Here is a 23,622-nt window from a genome sequence, read left to right as displayed (position 1 = left end):
ATCATGCGTCGCAGTGAGTTCCTGCGCGCGGTCGACGTGGAGTTCGGCGCACGCGGCTCGGCGATCGTGAACGACCTCGTGCTCTCCGGCATCGGCCGCACCTCGTCCGAGGCGCTCGACGCGGGCGTGCCTCCGCGCGACATCTGGTGGGCGCTGTGCGCGGACATGGACGTGCCCGTCTCGCACCGGCACGGCGCCGGTCGGCTCGAGCCCCGCCGCTGACGGCGCGCACGCCGACCGTTCGACTCTCGTGCGCCAGCGATCGGCGTGTCGTCGAAAATCTGTTCGAAGGGCGCGTAGCCTCGTGCACAACGTGGTTCTCGGACGAAATCGCTCCACAGCCTCGGGCGTCCGCCGACGATGTCGGTGGTGCTCCGTAACGTGGGATTCGGCGGCAGCGCCACGCGCCTTGTCGTAGATCCCGGCCATCCCGGTCGGGGCACGACAGCCTACAGGCGGCGGTTCACGAGTGGAGAAGGAGCAGAAATGCCCGCAGCAGCAGACCGCGAGAAGGCCCTCGAATCGGCCCTCGCGCAGATCGACAAGCAGTTCGGCAAGGGCTCGGTCATGCGACTGGGCAGCGACGACCGGGCGCCGGTCGAGGTCATCCCGACGGGCTCCATCGCCCTCGACGTCGCGCTCGGCGTCGGCGGCATCCCCCGGGGCCGCATCATCGAGATCTACGGCCCGGAGTCGTCGGGCAAGACGACGCTGACGCTGCACGCCATCGCGAACGCCCAGCGCGCCGGCGGCATCGCCGCCTTCATCGACGCGGAGCACGCGCTCGACCCGGAGTACGCGAAGAAGCTCGGCGTCGACATCGATCAGCTCCTCGTCTCCCAGCCCGACACGGGCGAGCAGGCGCTGGAGATCGCCGACATGCTCATCCGCTCCGGCGCGATCGACCTCGTCGTCATCGACTCGGTCGCCGCTCTCGTGCCGCGCGCCGAGATCGAGGGCGAGATGGGCGACTCGCATGTCGGCCTCCAGGCCCGCCTCATGTCCCAGGCGCTCCGGAAGCTGACGGGCGGTCTCAACCAGACCAGGACGACGGCGATCTTCATCAACCAGCTCCGCGAGAAGATCGGCGTGTTCTTCGGCTCGCCCGAGACGACGGCCGGCGGCAAGGCGCTCAAGTTCTACGCCTCCGTGCGCATGGACATCCGGCGGATCGAGACGCTCAAGGACGGCACGGACGCGGTCGGCAACCGCACGCGCGTGAAGGTCGTCAAGAACAAGATGGCCCCGCCCTTCAAGCAGGCCGAGTTCGACATCCTCTACGGCGTGGGCATCTCGCGCGAGGGCAGCCTCATCGACTTCGGCGTCGATCACGGCATCGTCAAGAAGTCCGGCTCCTGGTACACCTACGACGGCGACCAGCTCGGTCAGGGCAAGGAGAACGCCCGGGCCTTCCTCATCAAGAACGCCGACGTGGCCCTCGAGATCGAGAACAAGATCAAGGAGAAGCTCGGCATCGGGCAGCGGGTCGCCCCGCAGGCGGACGCCGTCCCGCCTGTGGTGGAGCCGGTGCGCCGTACGGCGTGAGGCGCATCGCATCATGACAGACGTGGCTGACGGGGGTGGGGACGACCTCGCCCCCGTGATCCCGCTCTTCGGACCGAGCACGCCGGCGTCCGCGCCCCATCACCCGACGAAGCGGGTGCGTCCCGCGGTCGCCGTGGAGCAGGACGACCTGGCGGTGGGCGTCGACGACGAGTCCGGCGAACGATGGCACACGACGTGGCGCGATCTCGGCGCGGGGGAGCGGCGCGTCGCCACGGCCCCCTCGGTGACGACGACGATCCGCGACGGCGTGCGCTTCGTCGAGCTCGACGAAGCGCACGCCGACACCGCGGGCGAGGACGACGCCGGGGCCGCAGCCGAGCGGCTGCTCAAGGCGCTGCGCACGCGATCGCTGTCCGTGAGCGAGGCCCGCTCCCGCCTGCGTCAGGACCGTGTCGCCCCGGAGCTGATCGACGACGTCATCGCGCGGATCGTGCGGGTCGGCGCCCTCGACGACGACGCCCTCGCGGAGCAGCTCGTCCACGTCGGCACGAGTCGCAAGAGCCAGGGGCGTCGCGCGATCGCGCAGACGATGGCGTCGCGGGGGATCCCCCGCGACGTCGTCGACGCCGCTCTCGCAGGCCTGCCGGACGACGATGCGGAGCGCGCCCTGGAGTTCGCGCGCGGCAAGGCGCAGAGCCTCGTCCGCTACGACGAGGCCACGGCGCTCCGCCGTCTCGTCGGGCAGCTGGGCCGCCGCGGCTTCGGCGGGTCCCTCGCGATGTCGTCGGCTCGGCAGGCGCTCGACGAGGCCAGGCGCGGTCCGAGCGGTGTGCGATTCCGCTGAGAGTCCTCGGCGGGCGAGCGTCGGCGGGAACGTAGAATGACCTGGTCATGACTACGCCATCCAGCGCCCCGACCCTCATCGCGCCGTCGCCGGCCGCTCTCGACGCCGCGGGGCGTCCGCGCTCGTACGAGGTGCGCACCTTCGGCTGCCAGATGAACGTGCACGACTCCGAGCGGCTGGCGGGATCGCTCGAGAGCGCGGGATACGTGAAGGCGTCCTCCGGCGAGGAGGCCGATCTCGTCGTCATCAACACGTGCGCGGTGCGCGAGAACGCGTCGGGCAAGCTGTACGGCACGCTCGGCCACCTCAAGTCGCGCAAGGACGAGCACGAGGGCATGCAGATCGCCGTGGGCGGCTGCCTCGCGCAGATGGACAAAGACGCCGTCCTCGACAAGGCGCCGTGGGTCGACGTCGTGTTCGGCACGCACAACATGGGTTCGCTGCCGCAGCTGCTCGAGCGCTCACGGCACAACGGCGAGGCCGAGCTCGAGATCCTCGAATCGCTCGAGGTCTTCCCCTCCACGCTCCCGACCAAGCGCGACTCCTCCTCGTCCGGCTGGGTGTCGATCTCGGTCGGCTGCAACAACACGTGCACGTTCTGCATCGTCCCGAGCCTGCGCGGCAAGGAGAAGGACCGCCGCCCCGGCGACATCCTGAGCGAGATCGGCCTGCTCGTCGAGGACGGCGCCGTCGAGGTCACGCTCCTCGGCCAGAACGTCAACACGTACGGCGTGGAGTTCGGCGATCGCGAGGCGTTCGGGAAGCTGCTGCGCGCGGCGGGACGGATCGACGGCCTCGAACGCATCCGATTCACGAGCCCGCACCCGGCGGCGTTCACCGACGACGTCATCGACGCGATGGCCGAGACCCCCGCCGTCATGCCGCAGCTCCACATGCCGCTGCAGTCGGGCAGCGACCGCATCCTCAAGGCGATGCGCCGCTCCTATCGCAGCGCGAGGTTCCTGGGGATCCTCGACCGCGTCCGCGAGAAGATGCCGCACGCCGCGATCTCCACCGACATCATCGTCGGGTTCCCCGGTGAGACCGAGGACGACTTCGAGGACACGATGCGGGTCGTCGAGCAGGCGCGCTTCGCGAACGCGTTCACGTTCCAGTACTCGATCCGCGAGGGGACCCCTGCCGCGACCATGCCCGGACAGGTGCCGAAGGAGGTCGTGCAGGAGCGGTACGACCGTCTCCTCGCTCTCCAGGCGCGCATCTCGCTGGAGGAGAACGAGAGGCAGCTCGGGCGTTCCGTCGAGGTGCTCGTCTCGACGGGCGAGGGCAGGAAGGACGCCGAGACGCACCGGCTGACGGGCCGCGCCGAGGACAACCGGCTCGTGCACTTCGAGCTGCCGCCGGGGTCGGAGCACCCCCGTCCGGGCGACGTCGTGACGGTCGAGATCACGCATGCCGCGCCGTCGCATCTGCTCGCGGACAGCCGCGACGGAGCGCCTCTGCGCATCCGCCGCACACGTGCGGGAGACGCGTGGGATCGTTCGCAGGCGGAGTCGTGCGCGGCCCCCGCCGCCGGCTCCGGCGGGACCGGCCCCGTCCGCCTCGGCCTGCCCGCGATCCGCGTGGGCGTGTGACCCGAGACGTCGGACCGCGGCTCTGGGCCGTCGTCGGGGCGACCGGCACGGGCAAGAGCGATCTGTCGCTCGACCTCGCGGAGGAGCTCGCCGCACACGGCGGCGGCGCGGAGATCGTCAACGCGGACGCCATGCAGCTGTACCGCGGCATGGACGTCGGCACCGCCAAGGTCCCGCCGGACGAGCGACGCGGGATCGCGCATCACCTCCTCGACGTCCTCGACGTCACGCAGGACGCGGCGGTCGCCCGGTATCAGACGGAGGCGCGCCGTGTCGTCGACGACATCCTCGGCCGAGGCCGCGACGCGATCCTCGTCGGGGGATCGGGGCTCTACGTCTCGAGCGTGCTCTTCGACTTCCGGTTCCCGCCGCGGGACGAGGCGTTGCGGGCCGAGCTGGAGGCCGAGCTCGCGGCGCACGGAGCCGGCGCGCTCTTCGCGCGGCTGCAGCGCGAAGACCCGGCGACGGCGGAGCGCATCGATCCGCGGAACGCCCGGCGCGTCGTCCGCGCGCTCGAGGTGATCGCGCAGGGCGAGCGGACGCACGGCGCCGCTCTGCCGGAGAGGCCCGTGCTCTGGCGGAGGGCGACCGTCATCGGGCTCGCCCTGGACCGCGCATCGCTCGTCCGGCGACTGGACGGACGCGTCGAGCGGATGTGGGCGGAGGGGATGCTCGACGAGACCGAACGGCTGCGCGCGGAGGGGCTGGAGCGGGGAACGACGGCGCGGCGCGCCATCGGGTACGCCCAGGCGCTCTCGCAGCTGGAGGGCGCGCTCACGCAGGCGCAGGCGATCGCGGAGACCCAGGCGCTCACGCGCCGCTACGCGCGACGCCAGGTGAGCTGGTTCACCCGCTACGACGACGTGCGGTGGCTCGAGGCCGGCTCCGCCGACGCGGCCGCGCTCGTCGCGCGCTGACCGCCTGCGCCGCTCTCCGCCCGGAAGAGGCCGAATAGACTGAGGCGATGACGGAGATCCAGTTCACCAAGGGGCACGGCACCGGCAACGACTTCGTGATCGTCGCCGACCCCGACGGTGAGCTCGATCTCACCGACGACCAGGTCGCGGCCCTGTGCGACCGACGGTTCGGGATCGGCGGCGACGGCCTGCTGCGCGTCGTGCGTTCCGCGCGCCTCCCGGAGGGAGCCGCGGCCCTCGCCGAGGAGCCCGGCGCGGAGTGGTTCATGGACTACCGCAACGCCGACGGCTCGAAGGCCGAGATGTGCGGCAACGGCACCCGCGTGTTCGCCCGCTATCTCCTCGACACCGGCCTCTCCGAGCTCCCCGCGGGATCCGCCCTTCCGATCGGCACGCGCGCCGGCGTGAAGGACGTCACCCGCAGCGAGACGGGCTTCCAGGTCGATCTCGGCCGCTGGCGCGCGGATGCGGGGGATCCGCTCGTGCGCGCGAAGGGACTGGGCGTCGCTCGCCCCGGGCTCGGCATCGACGTGGGAAACCCGCACGTCGTCGTGGCGCTCGCCTCCGAGGAGGAGCTCGAGACGCTCGATCTCACGGTGCAGCCGATCGTCGACCCCCTGCCGCCGCACGGCGCCAACGTGGAGTTCGTCGTCCCGCAGGGCGTGAAGGACGGCATCGGGCGCATCCGGATGCGCGTGTTCGAGCGCGGCGTGGGCGAGACCCTCTCGTGCGGCACGGGGACGGCGGCGGCGGCGCTCGCCGTGCGCGACTGGGCGGGTGCCGGAGCTCCCGACTTCTGGCGGGTGGAGGTCCCGGGCGGCACGCTCGGCGTGCGGATGTTCCCGACAGAGGAGGGCGAGCACGTCGCGCTCTCGGGCCCCGCGACCCTCGTGTTCTCGGGAGCGGTCGCGCTCGCCTGATCAGGCGGCGGCGAGCCCCGTGGCGAGCCCCAGCATGACGACCGCGATGGCGCCGTCGAGGATCCGCCACGACACGGGCGAGCGCAGCCACTTCGCGGCCACCCGGGCCAGCGCCGTGAGGAACGCGAACCAGATCGCGCTGCCGAGGACGGCCCCCGCCCCGAAGAGCCACCGGGCGTCCCCGTAGCCCGTGGAGACCGACCCGAGGAGCAGCACGGTGTCGAGGTAGGTGTGCGGATTGAGCCACGTGATGGCCAGGCACGACAGCAATGCGGGAATCAGCGTCGACGTCGTCGTCTGCGCACGGACGATGGTCGCGGTCGCGGTCGCGGTGCCGCCGCCGCTGCCGCCGCCGGTCGCGGAGTCGTCGGGGGCGGCGTGCGCCGAGACCTCGATCGCCTCGGCGCGGGGACGCACGGCCCGCCACGCCGCGGTCAGCGCGTAGCCGAGGAGGAACACCACGCCCGCCCACTTCACGAGCCGGAACAGCCAGGGCAGGTTCTCCACGACGACGCCGAAGCCGGCGACGCCCGCGGCGATCAGCAGGATGTCGCTCACGAAGCACGTGATCGCCAGGGCGATCACGTGCTCACGCCGGATGCCCATCTTGAGGAGGAAGACGTTCTGCGCGCCGGGGGCGATGATGAGGGACAGGGAGAGGCCGAGCCCGGCGAGGAGAGCGCTGATCACGTCTGGAGACGCTACGCCGATGGGCGCCGAGATGAAAAGCAGATCTAAGTATTCTCAGGCTGGTTAAGATCTGCTTATGTGGATCTCCCCGGAGCTCGCCGAGACCGTCGCCGCGATCGTCGACGAGGGGAGCCTGGAGGGCGCAGCTCGTGCGCTGCGGATCACGCCGTCGGCCGTGAGCCAGCGGCTGCGCGCGCTCGAGGCGCAGCTGGGCCGGGTGCTCGTCGTCCGCTCGAAGCCGGCCCGGCCCACGGAGGCGGGGTCGGTCGTCGTGCGGCTGTCGCGTCAGTACGCGCTGCTGGGGCACGACGCCGGCGTCGCGCTGGGCCTCGAGGGCCCCGGCCGGATGAACGTGCCCATCGCGGTCAACGCGGACTCCCTCGCGACCTGGCTGCTGCCGGGGCTCGAGCCCGTGACGCGGAGTCACGACGTCGCGTTCGAGCTGCGGCGGGAGGACGAGGACCGCACCGCGGACCTGCTCGAGGCCGGCGCCGTGATGGCGGCCGTCACGTCGCAGCGGGAGCCGATCGCCGGCTGCACCGTCACGCCTCTCGGCCTCGTGATCTACGACGCCGTCGCGACGCCGGGGTACGTCGCGCGCTGGATGCCGGAGGGCATCACCCGGAGCGCGCTCGCACGCGGCCCGCTCATCGACTTCGACCGCGCGGACGACATCCAGTCGGCCTGGCTGCGGGAGCGCGGCGTCGAGCCGCGGCAGCCGCCGCGCCACTACGTGCCGGCCTCGGAGGACTACGCCGCGGCGGTCAGACTGGGCCTCGGCTGGGGGATGCTGCCGCCGCAGCAGTCACAGCCGTCCATCGAGGCGGGGCTGCTCGTCCCGCTGGGGGAGCCGCGGATGCGGGTGCCCCTGTACTGGCAGCAGTGGAACCTGCGCTCGCCCCTGCTCTCGGACATCCGCGAGGCGGTCGTCTCCGCGGCGCGTGCGGCGCTCGAGAGCGGGGAGTCCTAGACGACGTCGACGGGGCCGGACGGCGGTGCGCCGTGACGGCGCACCTGGAGCACCCGGAAGCCCTTGGACGTGGCATGGCGCTGGACGCTGAAACCCGCGTCCAGCGTCGCCGCCAGCCAGCGCTGCAGCGAGTCCGAGCCGAGGTTGCGCTGCACGACGAGATAGGCGTCGCTGCGCGGGCACAGGCGGGGCAGCCAGGTCTCCAGGATCTCGTGCAGCACGGCCTTGCCGACGCGGATGGGCGGATTCGACCAGATCGTGCGGAACGCGATGTCGTCGGGAACATCCTCGGGCCGTGCGGCGTTGACGTTGTCGAGGCCGAGCTCGGCCGCGTTGCGGCGCACGAGGTCGAGGGCGCGTTCGTTCACGTCGACCGCCCAGATCCGCGCACGCGGAGCGCGCAGGGCGAGGCTGAGCGAGACGGGCCCCCAGCCGCAGCCCAGGTCGAGGAACTCGCCCCCGGGAGGAGGATCCGGAGCATTGCCGAGCAGCACCTCGGTGCCGACGTCGACGTGATCGGGGCTGAACACCCCGCGCGCCGTCAGCACGTCGAGGTCTCGGTCGGCCAGCGACACCCGGATCCGGCGGAGCTCCTCAGGGGCGGAGGGATGCTCGCTGAAGTAGTGATCCGCCATGGTGACCGAGATTACCGGAGGAGTCCCGGCCATGTGAAGCCGTATCGAGACCTCGCCTCCTTACCCCCGATCGCGCGCGAAGCTAGTCTGGAAGGCTCAGCGACCGCGTGCACCACGGCGGGCCGACGGACGTCGGCTCCCAGCGAACGAAGAAGGGCACCCTTTGACCGACACCATCCATCCCGACGCACAGGCCGATCCGACGACGGATCCGGTCGACCGCGTGCTCTCGCACGCCGACTCGCGTTCGGGCGTCCGCATCTTCGGGGCCGCTCAGGCGCTGCAGGATGCCGGGACGGCGGCCGGGTCGACCAGCGACGGAGACCAGTGGGACCTCGAAGCGCGTCACGCGCTGCGGCGTGTCACGGGGCTCTCGACCGAGCTCGAGGACGTCACCGAGGTCGAGTACCGCCAGCTGCGACTCGAGAACGTCGTCCTCGTCGGCGTGTACCCGCAGGGCGCGCTCGTGGACGCCGAGAACTCGCTGCGCGAGCTCTCGGCGCTGGCCGAGACGGCAGGCTCCACCGTGCTCGACGGCGTGCTGCAGCGTCGTCCCCATCCGGACCCCGCGACGTACATCGGCCGGGGCAAGGCCGAGGAGCTGAAGGACATCGTCACGTCCGTCGGCGCCGACACCGTGATCGCCGACACCGAGCTCGCGCCGAGCCAGCGGCGCGCGCTCGAGGACGTCATCAAGGTCAAGGTCATCGACCGCACGGCCGTCATCCTCGACATCTTCGCCCAGCACGCCAAGACGCGGGAGGGCAAGGCGCAGGTCGAGCTCGCCCAGCTCGAGTACCTCCTGCCGCGACTGCGCGGCTGGGGCGAGTCGATGAGCCGCCAGGCCGGCGGACAGGTGGGCGCGGGCGGAGCCGGCATGGGCTCGCGCGGTCCGGGCGAGACGAAGATCGAGCTCGACCGTCGCCGCATCCGCACGCGGATGGCCCAGCTCCGCAAGCAGATCAGGGGCTTCGGTCCCGCGCGCGATGCGAAGCGGTCGGAGCGCAAGCGGAACACCATCCCCTCCGTCGCGATCGCCGGCTACACGAACGCCGGGAAGTCGTCGCTGCTGAACCGGCTCACGAGCGCGGGCGTGCTCGTGGAGAACGCGCTGTTCGCGACGCTCGACGCGACGGTCCGCCGCACTGAGACGGCGGACGGCCGCGTGTTCACGCTCGCCGACACCGTGGGCTTCGTGCGGAACCTGCCGCATCAGCTGGTCGAGGCGTTCCGCTCGACCCTCGAGGAGGTCGCCGGCGCCGACGTGCTCGTCCACGTCGTCGACGGGAATCACCCCGATCCCGCCGGCCAGATCGCCACGGTCCGCGATGTCATGGCGGACGTCGGCGCGCGAGACATCCGCGAGATCGTCGTCTTCAACAAGGCGGATCTGATCGACGACGACACCCGCCTCGTGCTGCGAGGGCTCGAACCGGATGCCGTCTTCGTCTCCTCGCGCACGGGGGAGGGCATCGCCGAGCTCCGCGGCGTCGTCGAGGACGCGCTGCCGGTGCCCGCCGTCGAGGTGCACGCGCTCGTGCCCTACAGCCGCGGCGATCTCATCTCCGCGATCCACGAGACGGGCGTCTTCCTCTCGCAGGAGCACGAGTCGGGCGGGACGCGGGTGCACGTGCGCGTCTCGCAGCGTCTCGCCGCGGAGCTCGGGGCGTTCGCGGCCGACGCCGCGTGAACGGCGTCGCCTTCGTCAGAGGTCAGACGGAGGCCGCGCCGAACCACACGAGAGCCGTGACGGCGAGGGCGAGTGCCCAGCTCACCATGCTCCCGACGAGGAAGTACTCCGCCTGCGTGCCCCGGTCGCGGTCGCGCGAGATCTCGGGGAATCGGACGATGCCCTTGGCGGCGATGAGAGCGGCGACGACCGGGTAGGCCTGTGCGAGCAGCAGCCCCGCGAGCACGACGCGCTCGAGCGGCCCGATCAGGCGTCCTCCTCGCAAGGTGTGCACCGCCTGCCCGTCGGGAGGGGGCGCCGGGCCATCGCGCGCGACGAGGCCGGAGAACAGCCGTCGTCGCGGTGTCGGCGTCTCCTCGTCGGAGGGCACGTCCTCGAAGCGCAGGGCGGTGCGCACGACGCGGTTGGCGGAGTCGAGCAGGAAGAGCCCGCCGCCCACGGCGAGCAGCGCGAGCGACACCGGCAGCTCCCCGTCGCCGCCCCACGGGATGACGAGGTCGGGGCGCGCCGGCCGCAGCAGCATCGCCGCCACGGCGATCGCCGCCGCGCCAGCCAGGGGCAGGAACCCGAGCCGCGATCCGTCGGCGCGCATCGTGACGATCCATCCGGCGGCCGCCGCCACGGGGACCGTCGCGAACAGGAGGGACGACCACGATCCGGCGCCGAGCGCGGCGCCCGCCAGCGCGCAGAGCAGGAGGACGGCGGCCACGCCCAGGGCGCGGCTCCGACGGCCGCGCACGCCACGGCGCACGAGGTCGGCGGCGCCGATGGCGGCGAGCACGAGTCCTGTCAGTTCCATCGCCTCAGAAGGTACCGCCGCGCGCCGACATCCCGTCGAGGGCGAGCTCCGGCACCCCCGGTGCGTCGAAGCCGAGCACGGCTCCGAGGAACGCGACCTCGGCCTCGAGGGACCGGACGATCGCCTCCCTGCCGCGGAAGCCGTGCGACTCGCCGTCGAAGAGGATGTACGCGTGCGGGACGCCGTTGGCGGCGAGCGCGTCGCGCAGCGCCTCCGACTGCGACGGCGGCACCACCGGGTCCTCCGCTCCCTGGAGGATGAGGAGGGGCGTGCGGAGCGTCTCGGGCCGGGAGAGCGGCGAACGGCTCACGTAGAGCTCCTCCGCCTCCGGGAGCGGCCCCACGAGCCCGTCGAGGTACCGGGCCTCGAAGTCGTGGGTCTCCGCGACGAGCATCCGCAGGTCGGCCACGCCGTAGCGGCTGATCCCCGCGGCGAACGCGTCGGTGCCGGCGACGGCGCACAGCACCGTCCACCCGCCCGCCGACCCGCCGCGGATCGCCAGACGCCGGCGGTCGGCGAGCCCCGCCTCCGCGATGCCGGCCGCGGCGGCCGCGGCGTCCGCGACGTCGACGACGCCCCATCCGCCCTTCAACCGCTCCCGGTAGGCACGGCCGTACCCCGTGGAGCCGCCGTAGTTGACGTCGAGGACGCCGATGCCGCGGCTCGTGAAGTACGTCACGGCCAGGGAGAGGGATCCCGACACGTGCGCCGTCGGGCCGCCGTGCACGAGCACGAGGTAGGGAGGGAGCTCGTCCGCCGGCCCCCGCGCCTCCGGGCTCGTCGGCGGGTACGCGAAGGTGTGCACGTCGCCTCGCGGACCGGTGAACGACATCGCCCTGGCCTCCGGCAGCCATCGGGGATCGAGGTCGGTCACTCCTCCGCGCACGGGCTCGACCGTGCGCGCGTCGACGTCGAGCAGCCAGATGCCCCCGGGCGTGCGCGGACCGGCGCCGACCAGGAGGACTCGCGACCCCCTGACGTCCGCCACGAGGATCTCCCCGAGAGGCGTCTCGAGCTCGGCGACCGCGCCGCTGGCCGGGTCGAGGAGCACGAGCCGGGACCGTCCGTCGGTCTCCACCGCGACGATGCGGCCGTCCTCGAGCGGTGCGTACCATCGGGTCCCGAGGTTCCACAGCGCGCCGCCCGTGTCGGCGTCGGCGACGTGGACGGGGGCGATCGACGTCTCCCCACGCGCTCCCCGCGTCGCCCGGCTCAGGTTCCAGCGCGAGGGCGCCCCGGCGGCCTCGCCGATGGGCGGGTCGGACACGAACAGCAGCTCGCCGTCGCCCGTCCACTCGGGCTGCAGGGCGGAGACGTCCGCCCCTCCGGCGGCGCCCCGGCCTCCGGCGACGACGCTCCATTCCGCCACCCGGCCGGATGCGTCGATGCGCCCCACGCGGAGCTCCGTCGCGTCCCAGGGCATGTCGGGATGGTCCCAGGCGATCCAGGCGAGGCGGTCGCCGCGCGGCGCGGGGTACGCGACGAAGTCGCTTCCGGCGACGACGCTGAGGACGGCGGACGCGTCGTCCTGCGCGCTGCCGTCGAGGGGCACGACGACGATGTCGCGCGGCGGGACGGGCGACCCGTCGTGCGTCTCGCGGACGGCCCAGAGCCGGCCGTCCGCGAGGACGAGGTCGCCGAAGCCCATGCCGCCGGATGCGGGGGTGAGCGCACGGGGCTCGCCGCCGGGGGCGAGCGCGTACACGCGCTGGTCCGACTGCTCGACGAACAGCAGGACCCCGTCGTCGGTCGCGGTCCAGGCCCCGCCCCCGTACTCGTGGACGCGGGAACGGGCGCTCCACGGAGAGGGGAGGACGCTCTCTCCGTCGCTCGCGCGCAGCACCGCGGTGCGTCCGCGCTCGGCGGCGACGCCCTCGGCCCACCAGATGTCGTCTCCCACGAACCGGGCGTCGCCGAGCCGGGGCGAGCTGCGCGCGATGTCGGCCGCGGCGATCGGCGACGGCCAGGATCCGTACGGGAGCGTCTGCGTCATGCTCCCACGCTAGGTCACCCTGGCTTCGACACGTGAAGACGACCTCGCCGCCCCCGCGGATCCGCGGAACGACGGGCCCGGACGGCGATCCATGTGAGCGCATATGACATGCGGCGTCATAGAGTTCCCGCCCCGCGTCGCGGCGCCGCTAGCGTCGCGTGAGGTGTGTCGGGAACGCCGACGGCAGCGCGTCGCCATGGCGGCGGAGGAGCAGGGGAGGACACGGATGACGCCGTTCTCCTTCGAGCTGTACCCGCCGCGCACCCCTGCGCGCACGGCGGCGCTGGAGGGGACCATCCGCCGGCTCGCGGCGGCGGGCCCGGACTTCCTCTCCGTCACGTACGGCGCCGGCGGCTCCACGGGCGGCGAGTCGCTGCGCGTGCTGCGCTGGATCCGCGAGAACACCGACGTCGATCCTCTCGCCCACCTCACATGCGTCGGCAACGACTACGTCACGGCCAGCGCCCTCATCCGCGAGTTCCTGGACGCCGGGATCGAGCGCTTCCTCGCCGTGCGCGGCGACCCGCCGGCGGGCAAGGACGAGGACGACGCGTTCCTCGGAGACCTGCGCACCTCGGCGGAGCTCGTGCAGCTCATCCACCGGGTGCAGGCGGAGCGCGCGCCGTACGGCGAGACCGCGATCCCCGGCCAGCCCGACGCCGTGCGCGTCGACCCTCGCCCGCGGGCGCGCACCACCGTCGCCGCGTTCCCCAACGGCCACCCGCGCTCGCGCCATCCGAGGGAGCATCTGGACGCCCTGCTCGCCAAGCAGGCCGCGGGGGCCGATGCGGCGATCACCCAGCTGTTCTTCCACGCCGACGACTACCTGAGGTTCGTCGAGCGCGCCCGCGCCGCCGGCGTGACCATCCCGATCCTGCCCGGCGTCATGCCCGTCACGTCGCCCGCCAAGCTGCGCCGGATGCTCGAGCTGACGGGCGAGCCGCTGCCCGCCGAGCTGTCCGTCTCGCTCGAGGTCGAGCCGACGCCGGAGGGCCGGCGCGAGGTCGGCGTCGCCTACGCCGCGCGCCTCGCGCGGGACGTCCTCGCCGGCGGGGCTCCGGGCATCCACCTGTATGCGTTCAACGAGCACGAGACGGTTCTCGCCGTCCTCCGCGAGGCGGGCGTCCCGCTGCGCGAGGCGGGCGTCCCGCTGCGCGAGGGCGCCGCCGCGGACGCACCCCGGACCGACCCCCATCCGGCGTTCGCCGGATCGACGAAGGAGACCACGCGATGACCGCCTTCCCCCATGGAACGATCCTCGGATACCCGCGCATCGGGCGCCGCCGCGAGCTCAAGCGCGCCGTGGAGACGCACTGGGCCGGCACGATCGACGAACAGGAGCTGCGCGATCGGGCGGCGGCCCTGCGCCGCGAGACGCGCGCGCGGCTCGTCTCGCTCGGGCTGGACGAGGACTCGGCCGTGCCCGAGACGTTCTCGTACTACGACCAGGTGCTCGATGCGGCCCTCGCGGTCGGCGCCCTCCCGGAGCGGTTCGCGGGTCTGCGCGAGACCGACGGCACGATCGGGCTCGCCGCCGAGTTCGCGGCCGCCCGCGGCGACGGGGAGCAGCCGCCGCTCGAGATGACGAAGTGGTTCGACACCAACTACCACTACCTCGTGCCGGAGATCGGCCCCGGAACCGTCTTCTCGGCGCAGCCGGCGCGCTATGCCGGCCTCGTCGCGGAGGCCGCGGCCGACGGGCTCGTCACGCGCCCCGTCGTGGTCGGCCCCGTCACGCTGCTCGCGCTCGCGAAGCCCGACGACGACGCCCCGGAGGGCTTCCGTCCGCTCGACCGTCTCGACGACCTGATCCCGGTCTACCGGGAGATCCTCGCGGCCCTGCGCGCGGCCGGCGCCGAATGGGTGCAGCTCGACGAGCCGGCTCTCGTGAGCGAGACGCTCGACGTCGCCCCCGGCGAGGTCGCCGCTGCCGCCGCCCGCGCCTATGCCGTGCTTGGCGCGGCCGAGGACCGCCCGTCCCTCCTCGTCGCCGCGCCCTACGGGGCTCCGAGCGCGGAGGGATGGGAGGCGCTGGCCGCCGCCCCCGTCGAGGCGATCGCCCTCGACCTCGTGCGCGGCGGAGTCCCCTCCACGGCCGACGGCGTCGCCGGCAAGACGATCGTCGCCGGCGTGATCGACGCGCGCAACGTCTGGCGCGGTGACCTCGACCGTGCCTGGGCGCGTCTCGACCAGGTCCGCCGGCTCGGCGCCGCCGAGGTCGTCGTGGGCACGTCGAACTCGCTGCAGCACGTGCCGCACGACGTCGACGACGAGCCCGACCTCGACCCGCGCCTGAAGACGTGGCTCGCGTTCGCCGACCAGAAGATCGGCCAGATCGCCGTGCTCGCGCGCGGGCTGCGCGAAGGCCGCGACGCCGTCGAGCCCGAGATCGCGGCGGCGGCGGCGGCGCTCGCGGACCGCCGCTCCGCGCCCGGCGTGCACGACGATCGCGTGCGGGCCCGCACCGCGGCGCTCGCCGACGCCGACTTCGAGCGCGGGCCGGTCGCCGATCGCGTCGCCTCCCAGCGGAGGGCGCTCGGCCTTCCGCCGTTGCCGACGACGACCATCGGGTCGTTCCCCCAGACCGGTGACATCCGCCGCGCCCGCGCCGCCCACGACCGGGGCGAGCTCGGAACCGACGCCTACGAGCAGGTGTTGCGGGACGAGATCGAACGCGTCATCCGTCTGCAGGAGGAGCTCGGCCTCGACGTCCTCGTGCACGGCGAGCCCGAGCGCAACGACATGGTGCAGTACTTCGCGGAGAACCTCGACGGCTTCGCCGTCACGCGCAACGGATGGGTGCAGTCGTACGGCTCGCGCGCCACGAGACCGTCGATCCTGTGGGGCGACGTGTCGCGCCCTGCGCCCATCACGGTCCGCTGGACCACGTATGCGCAGTCGCTCACGCCGAAGCCCGTCAAGGGCATGCTCACGGGGCCCGTGACCATCCTCGCCTGGTCGTTCGTGCGAGACGACCAGCCGCTGGGAGACACCGCCCGCCAGGTCGCTCTCGCGCTCCGGGACGAGATCGGCGACCTCGAGGACGCGGGCGTGGGCATCATCCAGGTCGACGAGCCCGCGCTGCGCGAGCTGCTCCCGCTGCGGGCCGACGAGCGCGACGCCTATCTCGAGTGGTCGGTCGGCGCCTTCCGGCTCGCGACGGCGGACGCCGCCGCGGCGACGCAGGTCCACACCCACCTCTGCTACTCGGAGTTCGGCACCGTGCTGGAGGCGATCTCGGCGCTCGACGCCGACGTGACCTCCATCGAGGCGGCGCGCAGCCGCGACGAGCTCTTCGACGCGCTGTCGGGCTACGAGCGCGGCATCGGTCCCGGGGTGTGGGACATCCACTCGCCGCGCGTGCCGAGCGCCGAGGAGATCGCGGGCCGCATCGACCGCGCCGTGAGCGTCGTCGACGTCGACCGCGTCTGGATCAACCCCGACTGCGGGCTGAAGACGCGCCGGTACGAGGAGACGGTCGCCTCCCTCGCCAACCTGGTGGCCGCGGCCGGAGAGGCCCGCGAGACGCTCCTCGCGCGCGTCTGACGCGCCGAGGACGGCGAGAGGGGCGGGAGCCGACGGCTCCCGCCCCTCTCGCGCGTCGGGGACTCAGACGGCGCGCAGGATGGCCACGACCTTGCCGAGGACGACGGCCTCGTCCCCGAGGATGGGCTCGAACGCCGAGTTGCGCGGCAGCAGCCAGGTGTGGCCGTCGCGCTGCCGGAAGGTCTTGACGGTCGCCTCGCCGTCGATCATCGCGGCGACGATGTCGCCGTTCTCGGCGGTCGCCTGCGAGCGCACGACGACCCAGTCGCCGTCGCAGATGGCCGCGTCGATCATCGACTCGCCGCTGACCTTGAGCATGAACAGATCGCCCTTGCCGACGAGCTGACGGGGGAGGGGGAAGACCTCCTCGACCTGCTGCTCCGCGGTGATGGGGACGCCCGCCGCGATGCGTCCGACCAGGGGCACGAGGGCGGCGTCGCCCACGCTCGGGGCGGTGTCGGCGGGATTCTCCGTGGCCGTCCCCGGCAGGTCGATGAGGACCTCCATCGCACGGGTCTTGCCCGGATCGCGCCGCAGATAGCCGCTGAGCTCGAGCTGTCCGAGCTGATGCGTGACGCTCGAGAGCGACTTGAGGCCGACGGCGTCGCCGATCTCGCGCATGCTCGGCGGATAGCCGTTGCTCTGGATCGAACGCTGGATGACCTCGAGGATGGCCAGCTGCTTGTCGCTCAGGCTCTTCCGCCGCCGCGTCCGCGGCCTGCCGTCCAGCGTCTCCGCATCCGTCATGTCCATGCTCCTTCGCTGCCCCGCTCGAATGTCGGTGGTGCGTGATGTCGTTGTCCCGTCAAGGAGACGGTATCGGATCCGTGCGCAGTTTCGGGAGATTTGTTCGAGCGTGTCCCCGATCGGCTCGAATACGGTTCGAAGAGAAATCTTGACACGCCCCGAGTTCGAAGATAGGTTCGGAACATCGCTTCGGGTTCGTCTCTCCGGCCGAGACGGCGGACCCGAGGCGTTCCCACGGAAGGAGCCCGACATGAGCACGATCAGCATCGCCCAGGCACCCGCCACGCGTCTGCGCATCACCGCGCGCGGTCGCCGCGTCCTCACGGCTCTCGCGGCGGCGCCGCTCGTCGCGGCGATCGGGATCGGCGCGCTGAGCGGAGGGGCGGCCCTCGCATCGCGGGATGCCGGAGCGCCCGCAGGCACGTTCGACACGGTGACGGTCATGGCGGGCGACACCCTGTGGGGCATCGCCGAGGAGGTCGCGCCCGGCGCCGACCCCCGCGACGTCGTGGACGAGATCGCCCGTCTCAACCAGCTCTCCGGCAGCGGCGTCGTCGCGGGCCAGCAGCTCGCCATCCCGGCGGAGTACTCCGCCGGCGAATAGCGGGCGCCGTCGCGAGCCTTAGCATGGGTGGGGTGACCGTCTCCCTCGATGACCTCCCGTTGCGCGAAGACCTTCGCGGACAGCAGCCGTACGGCGCTCCGCAGGCTCCGCTCCCCGTCGCCCTGAACGTCAACGAGAACACGCACCCCGTTCCGGACGAGGTCGCAGACGACATCGCCGATTCGGTCGCCGTCGCGCTGCGCGATGTGAACAGGTATCCCGACAGGGAGTTCACGGCGCTCCGCGAGGGCTTCGCCGAGTACCTCGGCCACGGCGTGCAGCCCGAGCAGGTGTGGGCGGCCAACGGCTCGAACGAGGTGCTGCAGCACGTGCTCCAGGCGTTCGGCGGCCCCGGCCGCACCGCGTTCGGCTTCGCCCCCACCTACTCGATGTACACGCTGCTCACGCGCGGCGTCGGCTCCGCCTTCCTGTCGGGCGAGCGCGGACCGGGCTTCACCCTCACCGCCGAGAGCGCCGCCGACCAGGTCGCCGCCGCGGATTCCGACGTCGTCTTCCTCTGCGCGCCCAACAACCCCACGGGCACGCCGCTCGAGAACGACGTCGTCGAGGCGGTCTACGACGCGACGGACGGCATCGTGATCGTCGACGAGGCCTATCGCGAGTTCGCACCCCGCGACACCCCCTCGGCCCTGCAGCTGCTGCAGGGCCGGCCGAGGCTGGTCGTCTCGCGGACGATGAGCAAGGCGTTCGCCTTCGCCGGCGCGCGCGTGGGCTACCTCGCGGCCGACCCGGCCCTCGTCGACGCCCTGCGTCTCGTCCGCCTCCCGTATCACCTGAGCGCGCTGACGCAGGCCGCGGCGTCGGCCGCCCTGCGTCACGCGGACACGATGCTGGCGATGGTCGACGACATCGTCGAGCAGCGCGAGCGCATCTCCGCGACGCTCGAGGCGCTCGGCTACACGGTGTACCCGACCTGGTCGAACTTCGTCCTCTTCGGCGGAGTCGCCGATCCCCGGGCGACGTGGCAGGCGCTGTACGACCGAGGCGTCCTCATCCGCGACATCGGCATCCCCGGCCACCTGCGGGTCACGGCGGGCACGGAGGACGAGACGAGCGCCTTCCTCGACGCGCTCGCCGAGATCGGCCGCTGACGCGGGCCGGAGCGCTCCGCGCTGTCGCGGTTAGAATCACGTCATGACCCGAACCGCGCGCCGCACCCGTTCCACGAGCGAGTCGACGATCGAGCTCGAGCTCGATCTCGACGGCACGGGGAAGAGCAGCGTCGACACGAGCGTGCCCTTCTTCGACCACCTGCTCACGGCGTTCGCGAAGCACTCGCTGACCGACCTCACCGTGAAGGCGACGGGCGACACCCGCATCGACGCGCACCACACGGTCGAGGACACCGCGATCGTGCTCGGCCAGGCCATCCGCGAGGCCCTGGGCGACAAGTCCGGCATCTCGCGCTACGGCGACGCGCTCGTCCCGCTCGACGAGGCGCTGGCTCAGGCGGTCGTCGACGTCTCCGGCCGCCCGTACCTCGTGCACGCGGGCGAGCCCGTCGGGTTCGAGCTGCACCTCATCGGCGGCCACTTCACCGGCTCGCTCGTGCGGCACACCTTCGAGGCGATCGCGTTCAACGCGGGCCTCACGGTGCACGTCCGCGTGCTGGACGGGCGAGACCCCCACCACATCGCCGAGGCCGAGTACAAGGCGTTCGCGCGCGCGTTCCGCCAGGCCAAGGCGCTCGACCCGTTCGTCGACGGCGTCCCGTCGACCAAGGGGACGCTGTGACCGGCGGGCGTCCGAGCGTCGCCGTCCTCGACTACGGATCGGGCAACGTCCACTCCGCCGTGAAGGCGCTCGAGGCGGCGGGGGCGGATGTCCGGCTCACGCGCGATCGCGCGGTCGTGCTCGACGCCGACGGGCTGCTCGTCCCGGGTGTCGGAGCCTTCCAGGCGGTCATGGACCAGCTGCGCGCGATCGGGGGCGGCGAGCTCATCGAGCGCCGTCTCGCCGGCGGCCGGCCCGTGCTGGGCATCTGCGTCGGGATGCAGGTGCTGTTCGAACGGGGCATCGAGCGAGGCGTGGAGACGGAGGGCCTCGGCGAGTGGCCGGGCACGGTGGCTCACCTCGACGCCCCCGTCGTCCCGCACATGGGCTGGAACACGGTGGACGCGGGCGAGGGCTCGCGCCTCTTCCGCGGCCTCGAGGGCGAGCGGTTCTACTTCGTGCACTCGTACGCGGCGCAGCAGTGGGATCTCGAGGTGCACCCCCCGTTCCCGCAGCCCGCCGTGACGTGGGCCACCCATGGGACGCCGTTCCTCGCGGCGGTCGAGAACGGGCCGCTCGCGGCGACGCAGTTCCACCCCGAGAAGTCGGGCGAGGCGGGCATCCGGCTCCTCCGCAACTGGGTCGACGGTCTCGGCCGCGCCGCCGCCTGAGCGTCGAGTTGGAGTCGAGGACGAGACCGGTCTAGTCTCTTGACTCGTGCGTCGGCGGGAAATGCCTGCGAGCACGAGGTGATATGAACGATTTCGCGTCCACTCCCGCACTCACGCTGCTGCCCGCCGTCGACGTCGCAGACGGCAAGGCCGTCCGACTGACGCAGGGCGAGGCCGGCTCCGCCACGAGCTACGGCGACCCCTTGGAGGCCGCCGACAGCTGGAAGAGCCAGGGCGCGGACTGGATCCACCTCGTCGACCTCGATGCGGCGTTCGGCCGCGGCTCCAACGCGGCGGTCCTGCGCAAGGTCATCAAGCACGTGAGGGGCGTCAACGTCGAGCTGTCCGGCGGCATCCGCGACGACGACTCGCTCGAGGCGGCGCTCGACAGCGGCGCGCAGCGCATCAACCTCGGCACGGCCGCGCTCGAGAACCCGGAGTGGACCGCATCCGTGATCAGCCGCTACGGCGACTCCGTGGCCGTGGGCCTCGACGTGCGCGGCACGACGCTCGCCGCGCGGGGATGGACGGAGGAGGGCGGCGACCTCTGGGACGTCCTCGAGCGTCTCGAGGAGGCCGGCTGCAGCCGCTACGTCGTCACGGACGTCACGAAGGACGGCACGCTGCGCGGCCCGAACCTCGAGCTGCTGCGCGAGATGACCGCCCGCACCCCCAAGCCCGTCGTCGCATCGGGCGGCGTGTCCAGCCTCGACGACATCGTGGCGCTACGCGATCTGGTCCCGCTCGGCGTCGAGGGCGCCATCGTGGGCAAGGCCCTGTACTCGGGCGCGTTCACGCTCGCCGAGGCGCTGGATGTCGCCGGATACTGACGGCTCCGGAGACTCCGCCGGCGTCCCCTGGGCGGGGCGCCGGTTCCACCCGAACCCGAGCGCGGGCGACGACGGCTCCGCAGACCCGCGCCTCTGGGCGGCGCTGACCGCGTTCCGCTCGGGTGAGGGGGCGCAGCGGGACGTCGTGGACGCGCTGCGCGCGGCGCGTGTGCTCGTGCCGCTCCTCGCGGAGCGGGGTGACGAGGGCATCGGCGCGCACGGTCTCCCCGTCGACAAGACGCAGGAGCTCTCGATCGTGACGGTCGCCGCGCCGGACGGGCGGAAGGTGCTCCCGCTCTTCTCGTGCGTCGAGACGCTGACGGCGTGGGACGCGAGCGCGCGCCCGATCCCGGTGGCCGGCACGCGCGCGGCGCTCGCGGCGGCCGGGGAGGACACCGACCTCATCGTGCTCGACCCCGCCAGCCCGACCGAGTTCGTCGTGCGGCGTCCCGCGGTCTGGGCGATCGCGCAGGATCAGCAGTGGGACCCGGCGCCGGCGAACCCGGATGTCTTCCTCGGACTGCAGGACAGCATCGCCGGCGAGCTCGCGGTCGTCGATGTCGGCGTGGAGCCGGGCGACCCCGGTGCGCGCCTGGCCGGCCCCGAGCTGGTCGTGCGCCTGAAGCTCATCGCGGGCCTGGATCGAGCCGAGCTCGACGCGGTGCTGCAGCGCCTCGCGCGCCGATGGGCGTCGGATGACCGCATCGCCGTCCTCGTGGACTCGCTGAAGGTCACGCTCGACGCCGCCTGATCCTTCCCGCGCCGACCTGCCTCCACCCGTCAGCGCTCCCCGAGCCGCGGCCCCACCCGCGTCGCGACGGCTCACCTGCGCAGCCAGAATCCACATGCGCTGCGAGAGTCCGGTCGCCGGCCGCATCCTCACCGGCGAGCCGGACTCCCGCGGGACCGGATGGCGGGGCTGGGGGAGGGGACGGGCGGGTCAGACGACGGGGCCGGTCCACTTCTCGCCGGGCCCCTTGCCCGGTGCGTCGGGGATGGCCGACAGCTCGCGGAAGCGCAGCTGGAGGGAGCGCAGGCCGTCGCGGATGGGGCGGGCGTGCATGTCGCTGATCTCGGGAGCTGCGGCCGTGACGAGTCCTGCCAGCGCGTTGACGAGCTTGCGCGCCTCGTCGAGGTCGATGAGATCGTCGGCATCGGCCGAGTCGGCGAGCCCGAGCTTCACGGCTGCCGCGCTCATGAGGTGGACGCAGGACGACGCGATGACCTCGACGGCGGCGACGTCGGCGATGTCGCGGACCGCCGAGGTCTCGGCCGCGGCCCTGGCCTGCTCCTCCCACCGGGAGTGTCGTTCGGCGTCGAAGGGGGACTCGTCGGCGGGGATGGCGCTCATGGACCGCTCTCTGGTAGACTGTTGCGGGCTCCGGAGACGTCTTCCGGACGAAAGAGGAATTCAGTTCCCACCCGCGCTTGCCGTTCCAGGCTACCGGGTCACACGCACTCCGCTCGTGCCCGCACGAGTTGTCCAGGGTGTCGAGTCGATGCGTGCCGTCGTGCTCGGGTGGATGCTGATGAATCTCCCGCCCGCGCAGCGAACGTCGCCGTGCGGTGGCTCGAATCACGCACCCAAGGAGTTCCGCATCAGCGATCCCCGCACCAATGAGCGCATTCGCGTGCCAGAGGTCCGACTCGTCGGCCCGGCAGGCGAGCAGATCGGCGTCGTCCGCATCGAGGTGGCCCTGCGCCTGGCGCAGGACGCCGACCTCGACCTCGTCGAGGTGGCCCCCAACTCGCGACCTCCCGTGGTCAAGATCATGGACTACGGGAAGTTCAAGTACGAGGCCGCCCAGAAGGCCAAGGAAGCGCGCCGCAATCAGGCGAACACGGTCCTCAAGGAGGTCCGCTTCCGCCTGAAGATCGACCAGCACGACTACGAGACCAAGCGCAAGCGTGCGGAGGGCTTCCTCCAGGCCGGGGACAAGGTCAAGGCGATGATCCTGTTCCGCGGTCGCGAGCAGTCGCGTCCCGACCAGGGCGTGCGTCTGCTGCAGAAGTTCGCGGAGGACGTCGCGGAGCTCGGTTCGGTGGAGTCCCGCCCGACGATCGACGGGCGCAACATGGTGATGGTGATCGCTCCGCACAAGAACAAGTCGGAGGCGAAGGCCGAGCAGAACGCCGTCCGGGCCGCCAACAGGCAGGCTCAGCGCGAGGCCAAGACGCCCGCCGGGGAGACCCCGGCGGAGTAGTCCCGAGCACTTCCCGCCCCGGCGGGTTGCACACAACGTCGCCCTGCGGGGCGCAGACGTAAGGAATAGAGAAGATGCCGAAGCAGAAGACCCACTCGGGCAGCAAGAAGCGCTTCAAGATCACCGGCAGCGGCAAGATCAAGAAGCAGCAGGCCGGGATGCGCCACAACCTCGAGCACAAGTCGAGCCGCCGCACCCGCCGTCTGAACCAGGACCAGGTCATCTCGGGCAACGATCTCAAGGTCGTCAAGAAGCTCCTCGGTCGCTGAACCGCGACGCACGTTCGTTAGGAAGTATGAAGAATGGCTAGAGTCAAGCGCGCAGTCAATGCGCACAAGAAGCGTCGCGTCATCCTCGAGCGCGCCTCGGGTTACCGTGGCCAGCGTTCGCGCCTGTACCGGAAGGCGAAGGAGCAGGTCACCCACTCGCTCGTCTACGCGTACCGCGACCGCCGTCAGCGCAAGGGCGACTTCCGTCGCCTGTGGATCCAGCGCATCAACGCGGCGAGCCGTGCGAACGGCCTCACCTACAACCGGTTCATCCAGGGCCTCGGCCTCGCCGGCGTGCAGGTCGATCGCCGCATCCTCGCCGAGCTGGCCGTGAACGAGCCCGGCACCTTCGCCGCGCTCGTCGAGACCGCCAGGAAGGCGCTGCCCGGCGACGTGAACGCGCCGAGGTCGGCCGCGTGATCTGACACGATCAACGACAGGAGGGCGTCCCGCGAGGGGCG

The 23,622-nt window shown here is 72.3% G+C and carries 25 protein-coding genes; 19 read left to right on the top strand and 6 right to left on the bottom strand.

Going from position 1 to position 23,622, the window contains the following annotated elements; translation table 11 throughout:
* Positions 1 to 3 precede the first annotated feature (3 nt).
* The 6 genes from N8K70_RS11610 to dapF all read left to right on the top strand — a co-directional run bounded on the left by N8K70_RS11610 (position 4) and on the right by dapF (position 5,779).
* Positions 4 to 222: a DUF3046 domain-containing protein gene (locus N8K70_RS11610; RefSeq protein WP_317138498.1), complete on the top strand. Its 219-nt coding sequence runs from the start codon at positions 4 to 6 to the stop codon at positions 220 to 222.
* 264 nt (positions 223 to 486) lie between these two features.
* A complete protein-coding gene (gene recA / locus N8K70_RS11605) occupies positions 487 to 1,545 on the top strand; it encodes a recombinase RecA (RefSeq protein ID WP_317138497.1) in 1,059 nt (352 codons plus the stop codon).
* 13 nt (positions 1,546 to 1,558) lie between these two features.
* The gene (locus tag N8K70_RS11600) at positions 1,559 to 2,350 is read left to right on the top strand and encodes a regulatory protein RecX (protein ID WP_317138496.1); all 792 of its coding nucleotides are present in this window, start codon (positions 1,559 to 1,561) and stop codon (positions 2,348 to 2,350) included.
* Between the two features lie 47 nt (positions 2,351 to 2,397).
* The gene (gene miaB / locus N8K70_RS11595; RefSeq protein ID WP_317138495.1) at positions 2,398 to 3,942 is read left to right on the top strand and encodes a tRNA (N6-isopentenyl adenosine(37)-C2)-methylthiotransferase MiaB; all 1,545 of its coding nucleotides are present in this window, start codon (positions 2,398 to 2,400) and stop codon (positions 3,940 to 3,942) included.
* Entirely contained in the window at positions 3,939 to 4,859 is a 921-nt protein-coding gene (gene miaA, locus N8K70_RS11590) for a tRNA (adenosine(37)-N6)-dimethylallyltransferase MiaA (protein WP_317138494.1), read from the top strand. Before miaB ends, miaA begins: the two co-directional genes overlap by 4 nt.
* A gap of 47 nt (positions 4,860 to 4,906) precedes the next feature.
* On the top strand, positions 4,907 to 5,779 hold the full coding sequence (gene dapF, locus N8K70_RS11585) for a diaminopimelate epimerase (protein ID WP_317138493.1): 873 nt from the start codon (positions 4,907 to 4,909) through the stop codon (positions 5,777 to 5,779).
* Here dapF and N8K70_RS11580 read toward each other — a convergent pair whose 3' ends face one another.
* Positions 5,780 to 6,469 carry a LysE/ArgO family amino acid transporter gene (locus tag N8K70_RS11580; protein ID WP_317138492.1) on the bottom strand — a complete coding sequence of 230 codons (690 nt, stop codon included), beginning with the start codon at positions 6,467 to 6,469 and terminating at the stop codon, positions 5,780 to 5,782.
* 76 nt (positions 6,470 to 6,545) lie between these two features.
* Here N8K70_RS11580 and N8K70_RS11575 point away from each other — a divergent pair, with 76 nt between their 5' ends.
* Positions 6,546 to 7,439, top strand: coding sequence for a LysR family transcriptional regulator ArgP (locus N8K70_RS11575; RefSeq protein ID WP_317138491.1), 894 nt, complete (start codon positions 6,546 to 6,548; stop codon positions 7,437 to 7,439).
* Here the strand turns inward: N8K70_RS11575 and N8K70_RS11570 are convergent.
* Positions 7,436 to 8,074, bottom strand: a complete 639-nt coding sequence (locus N8K70_RS11570) for a class I SAM-dependent methyltransferase (protein ID WP_317138490.1) — start codon at positions 8,072 to 8,074, stop codon at positions 7,436 to 7,438. The two genes, N8K70_RS11575 and N8K70_RS11570, sit on opposite strands and share 4 nt — an antisense overlap.
* 163 nt (positions 8,075 to 8,237) lie before the next feature.
* Between N8K70_RS11570 and hflX the strand changes: the two genes are divergently transcribed.
* The gene (gene hflX / locus N8K70_RS11565) at positions 8,238 to 9,764 is read left to right on the top strand and encodes a GTPase HflX (protein ID WP_317138489.1); all 1,527 of its coding nucleotides are present in this window, start codon (positions 8,238 to 8,240) and stop codon (positions 9,762 to 9,764) included.
* 22 nt (positions 9,765 to 9,786) lie between these two features.
* Here the strand turns inward: hflX and N8K70_RS11560 are convergent, their stop codons facing one another.
* Both N8K70_RS11560 and N8K70_RS11555 read right to left on the bottom strand, forming a co-directional pair.
* Positions 9,787 to 10,563 (bottom strand): hypothetical protein, encoded by a 777-nt coding sequence (locus N8K70_RS11560; RefSeq protein ID WP_317138488.1) that lies wholly within the window; start codon positions 10,561 to 10,563, stop codon positions 9,787 to 9,789.
* 4 nt (positions 10,564 to 10,567) lie between these two features.
* Complete coding sequence (locus tag N8K70_RS11555) at positions 10,568 to 12,556, bottom strand: S9 family peptidase (protein ID WP_317138487.1); 1,989 nt, start codon at positions 12,554 to 12,556, stop codon at positions 10,568 to 10,570.
* A gap of 226 nt (positions 12,557 to 12,782) precedes the next feature.
* Here N8K70_RS11555 and N8K70_RS11550 point away from each other — a divergent pair, with 226 nt between their 5' ends.
* Together N8K70_RS11550 and metE are read left to right on the top strand one after the other, a co-directional pair.
* Positions 12,783 to 13,790 carry a methylenetetrahydrofolate reductase gene (locus N8K70_RS11550; protein ID WP_317138486.1) on the top strand — a complete coding sequence of 336 codons (1,008 nt, stop codon included), beginning with the start codon at positions 12,783 to 12,785 and terminating at the stop codon, positions 13,788 to 13,790.
* Positions 13,787 to 16,102, top strand: a complete 2,316-nt coding sequence (metE, locus tag N8K70_RS11545; protein WP_317138485.1) for a 5-methyltetrahydropteroyltriglutamate--homocysteine S-methyltransferase — start codon at positions 13,787 to 13,789, stop codon at positions 16,100 to 16,102. Before N8K70_RS11550 ends, metE begins: the two co-directional genes overlap by 4 nt.
* Positions 16,103 to 16,165: 63 nt before the next feature.
* On the opposite strand, the gene lexA is transcribed toward metE, so the two are convergent.
* Positions 16,166 to 16,849: a transcriptional repressor LexA gene (gene lexA, locus N8K70_RS11540; RefSeq protein ID WP_317138484.1), complete on the bottom strand. Its 684-nt coding sequence runs from the start codon at positions 16,847 to 16,849 to the stop codon at positions 16,166 to 16,168.
* 250 nt (positions 16,850 to 17,099) lie between these two features.
* Between lexA and N8K70_RS11535 the strand changes: the two genes are divergently transcribed.
* From N8K70_RS11535 to N8K70_RS11510, 6 genes are all read left to right on the top strand, one after another.
* Complete coding sequence (locus tag N8K70_RS11535; RefSeq protein ID WP_317138483.1) at positions 17,100 to 17,453, top strand: LysM peptidoglycan-binding domain-containing protein; 354 nt, start codon at positions 17,100 to 17,102, stop codon at positions 17,451 to 17,453.
* A gap of 32 nt (positions 17,454 to 17,485) precedes the next feature.
* Positions 17,486 to 18,565, top strand: coding sequence for a histidinol-phosphate transaminase (locus tag N8K70_RS11530; protein ID WP_394357780.1), 1,080 nt, complete (start codon positions 17,486 to 17,488; stop codon positions 18,563 to 18,565).
* 43 nt (positions 18,566 to 18,608) lie between these two features.
* The gene (gene hisB, locus N8K70_RS11525) at positions 18,609 to 19,208 is read left to right on the top strand and encodes an imidazoleglycerol-phosphate dehydratase HisB (protein WP_317138481.1); all 600 of its coding nucleotides are present in this window, start codon (positions 18,609 to 18,611) and stop codon (positions 19,206 to 19,208) included.
* Positions 19,205 to 19,858 carry an imidazole glycerol phosphate synthase subunit HisH gene (gene hisH, locus N8K70_RS11520; RefSeq protein WP_317138480.1) on the top strand — a complete coding sequence of 218 codons (654 nt, stop codon included), beginning with the start codon at positions 19,205 to 19,207 and terminating at the stop codon, positions 19,856 to 19,858. The genes hisB and hisH overlap by 4 nt, the downstream gene beginning before the upstream one ends.
* 83 nt (positions 19,859 to 19,941) lie before the next feature.
* On the top strand, positions 19,942 to 20,688 hold the full coding sequence (gene priA / locus N8K70_RS11515; RefSeq protein ID WP_317138479.1) for a bifunctional 1-(5-phosphoribosyl)-5-((5-phosphoribosylamino)methylideneamino)imidazole-4-carboxamide isomerase/phosphoribosylanthranilate isomerase PriA: 747 nt from the start codon (positions 19,942 to 19,944) through the stop codon (positions 20,686 to 20,688).
* Complete coding sequence (locus N8K70_RS11510) at positions 20,672 to 21,439, top strand: SseB family protein (protein ID WP_317138478.1); 768 nt, start codon at positions 20,672 to 20,674, stop codon at positions 21,437 to 21,439. Before priA ends, N8K70_RS11510 begins: the two co-directional genes overlap by 17 nt.
* A 189-nt stretch (positions 21,440 to 21,628) precedes the next feature.
* On the opposite strand, the gene N8K70_RS11505 is transcribed toward N8K70_RS11510, so the two are convergent.
* Positions 21,629 to 22,039 carry a DUF1844 domain-containing protein gene (locus N8K70_RS11505; RefSeq protein WP_317138477.1) on the bottom strand — a complete coding sequence of 137 codons (411 nt, stop codon included), beginning with the start codon at positions 22,037 to 22,039 and terminating at the stop codon, positions 21,629 to 21,631.
* A 178-nt stretch (positions 22,040 to 22,217) separates the two neighbouring features.
* Between N8K70_RS11505 and infC the strand changes: the two genes are divergently transcribed.
* The 3 genes from infC (at position 22,218) to rplT (ending at position 23,581) form a co-directional block, all read left to right on the top strand.
* Complete coding sequence (infC, locus tag N8K70_RS11500) at positions 22,218 to 22,892, top strand: translation initiation factor IF-3 (RefSeq protein WP_317138476.1); 675 nt, start codon at positions 22,218 to 22,220, stop codon at positions 22,890 to 22,892.
* A 74-nt stretch (positions 22,893 to 22,966) separates the two neighbouring features.
* Positions 22,967 to 23,161, top strand: coding sequence for a 50S ribosomal protein L35 (gene rpmI, locus N8K70_RS11495; protein ID WP_067026090.1), 195 nt, complete (start codon positions 22,967 to 22,969; stop codon positions 23,159 to 23,161).
* 33 nt (positions 23,162 to 23,194) lie between these two features.
* On the top strand, positions 23,195 to 23,581 hold the full coding sequence (rplT, locus tag N8K70_RS11490) for a 50S ribosomal protein L20 (RefSeq protein ID WP_317138475.1): 387 nt from the start codon (positions 23,195 to 23,197) through the stop codon (positions 23,579 to 23,581).
* Positions 23,582 to 23,622: the final 41 nt, after the last annotated feature.

This window comes from Microbacterium sp. AB, from assembly GCF_032878875.1.
Classification (GTDB): Bacteria; Actinomycetota; Actinomycetes; order Actinomycetales; family Microbacteriaceae; genus Microbacterium; species Microbacterium betulae.
The sequence above is the reverse complement of the archived record's forward strand: the minus strand, read 5'-3'. Positions and strand labels throughout refer to the sequence as shown.

Excerpts from the sequence above, each read along its gene's own strand:
- N8K70_RS11610 (WP_317138498.1), top strand. The coding sequence starts at position 4 with ATGCGTCGCAGTGAGTTCCTGCGCGCGGTCGACGTGGAGTTCGGCGCA.
- recA (WP_317138497.1), top strand. The coding sequence starts at position 487 with ATGCCCGCAGCAGCAGACCGCGAGAAGGCCCTCGAATCGGCCCTCGCG.
- N8K70_RS11600 (WP_317138496.1), top strand. The coding sequence starts at position 1,559 with ATGACAGACGTGGCTGACGGGGGTGGGGACGACCTCGCCCCCGTGATC.
- miaB (WP_317138495.1), top strand. The coding sequence starts at position 2,398 with ATGACTACGCCATCCAGCGCCCCGACCCTCATCGCGCCGTCGCCGGCC.
- dapF (WP_317138493.1), top strand. The coding sequence starts at position 4,907 with ATGACGGAGATCCAGTTCACCAAGGGGCACGGCACCGGCAACGACTTC.
- N8K70_RS11575 (WP_317138491.1), top strand. The coding sequence starts at position 6,546 with ATGTGGATCTCCCCGGAGCTCGCCGAGACCGTCGCCGCGATCGTCGAC.
- N8K70_RS11570 (WP_317138490.1), bottom strand. The coding sequence starts at position 8,074 with ATGGCGGATCACTACTTCAGCGAGCATCCCTCCGCCCCTGAGGAGCTC.
- N8K70_RS11560 (WP_317138488.1), bottom strand. The coding sequence starts at position 10,563 with ATGGAACTGACAGGACTCGTGCTCGCCGCCATCGGCGCCGCCGACCTC.
- N8K70_RS11555 (WP_317138487.1), bottom strand. The coding sequence starts at position 12,556 with ATGACGCAGACGCTCCCGTACGGATCCTGGCCGTCGCCGATCGCCGCG.
- N8K70_RS11550 (WP_317138486.1), top strand. The coding sequence starts at position 12,783 with ATGACGCCGTTCTCCTTCGAGCTGTACCCGCCGCGCACCCCTGCGCGC.
- metE (WP_317138485.1), top strand. The coding sequence starts at position 13,787 with ATGACCGCCTTCCCCCATGGAACGATCCTCGGATACCCGCGCATCGGG.
- lexA (WP_317138484.1), bottom strand. The coding sequence starts at position 16,849 with ATGACGGATGCGGAGACGCTGGACGGCAGGCCGCGGACGCGGCGGCGG.
- N8K70_RS11535 (WP_317138483.1), top strand. The coding sequence starts at position 17,100 with ATGAGCACGATCAGCATCGCCCAGGCACCCGCCACGCGTCTGCGCATC.
- hisB (WP_317138481.1), top strand. The coding sequence starts at position 18,609 with ATGACCCGAACCGCGCGCCGCACCCGTTCCACGAGCGAGTCGACGATC.
- priA (WP_317138479.1), top strand. The coding sequence starts at position 19,942 with ATGAACGATTTCGCGTCCACTCCCGCACTCACGCTGCTGCCCGCCGTC.
- N8K70_RS11510 (WP_317138478.1), top strand. The coding sequence starts at position 20,672 with ATGTCGCCGGATACTGACGGCTCCGGAGACTCCGCCGGCGTCCCCTGG.
- N8K70_RS11505 (WP_317138477.1), bottom strand. The coding sequence starts at position 22,039 with ATGAGCGCCATCCCCGCCGACGAGTCCCCCTTCGACGCCGAACGACAC.
- infC (WP_317138476.1), top strand. The coding sequence starts at position 22,218 with ATGAATCTCCCGCCCGCGCAGCGAACGTCGCCGTGCGGTGGCTCGAAT.
- rpmI (WP_067026090.1), top strand. The coding sequence starts at position 22,967 with ATGCCGAAGCAGAAGACCCACTCGGGCAGCAAGAAGCGCTTCAAGATC.
- rplT (WP_317138475.1), top strand. The coding sequence starts at position 23,195 with ATGGCTAGAGTCAAGCGCGCAGTCAATGCGCACAAGAAGCGTCGCGTC.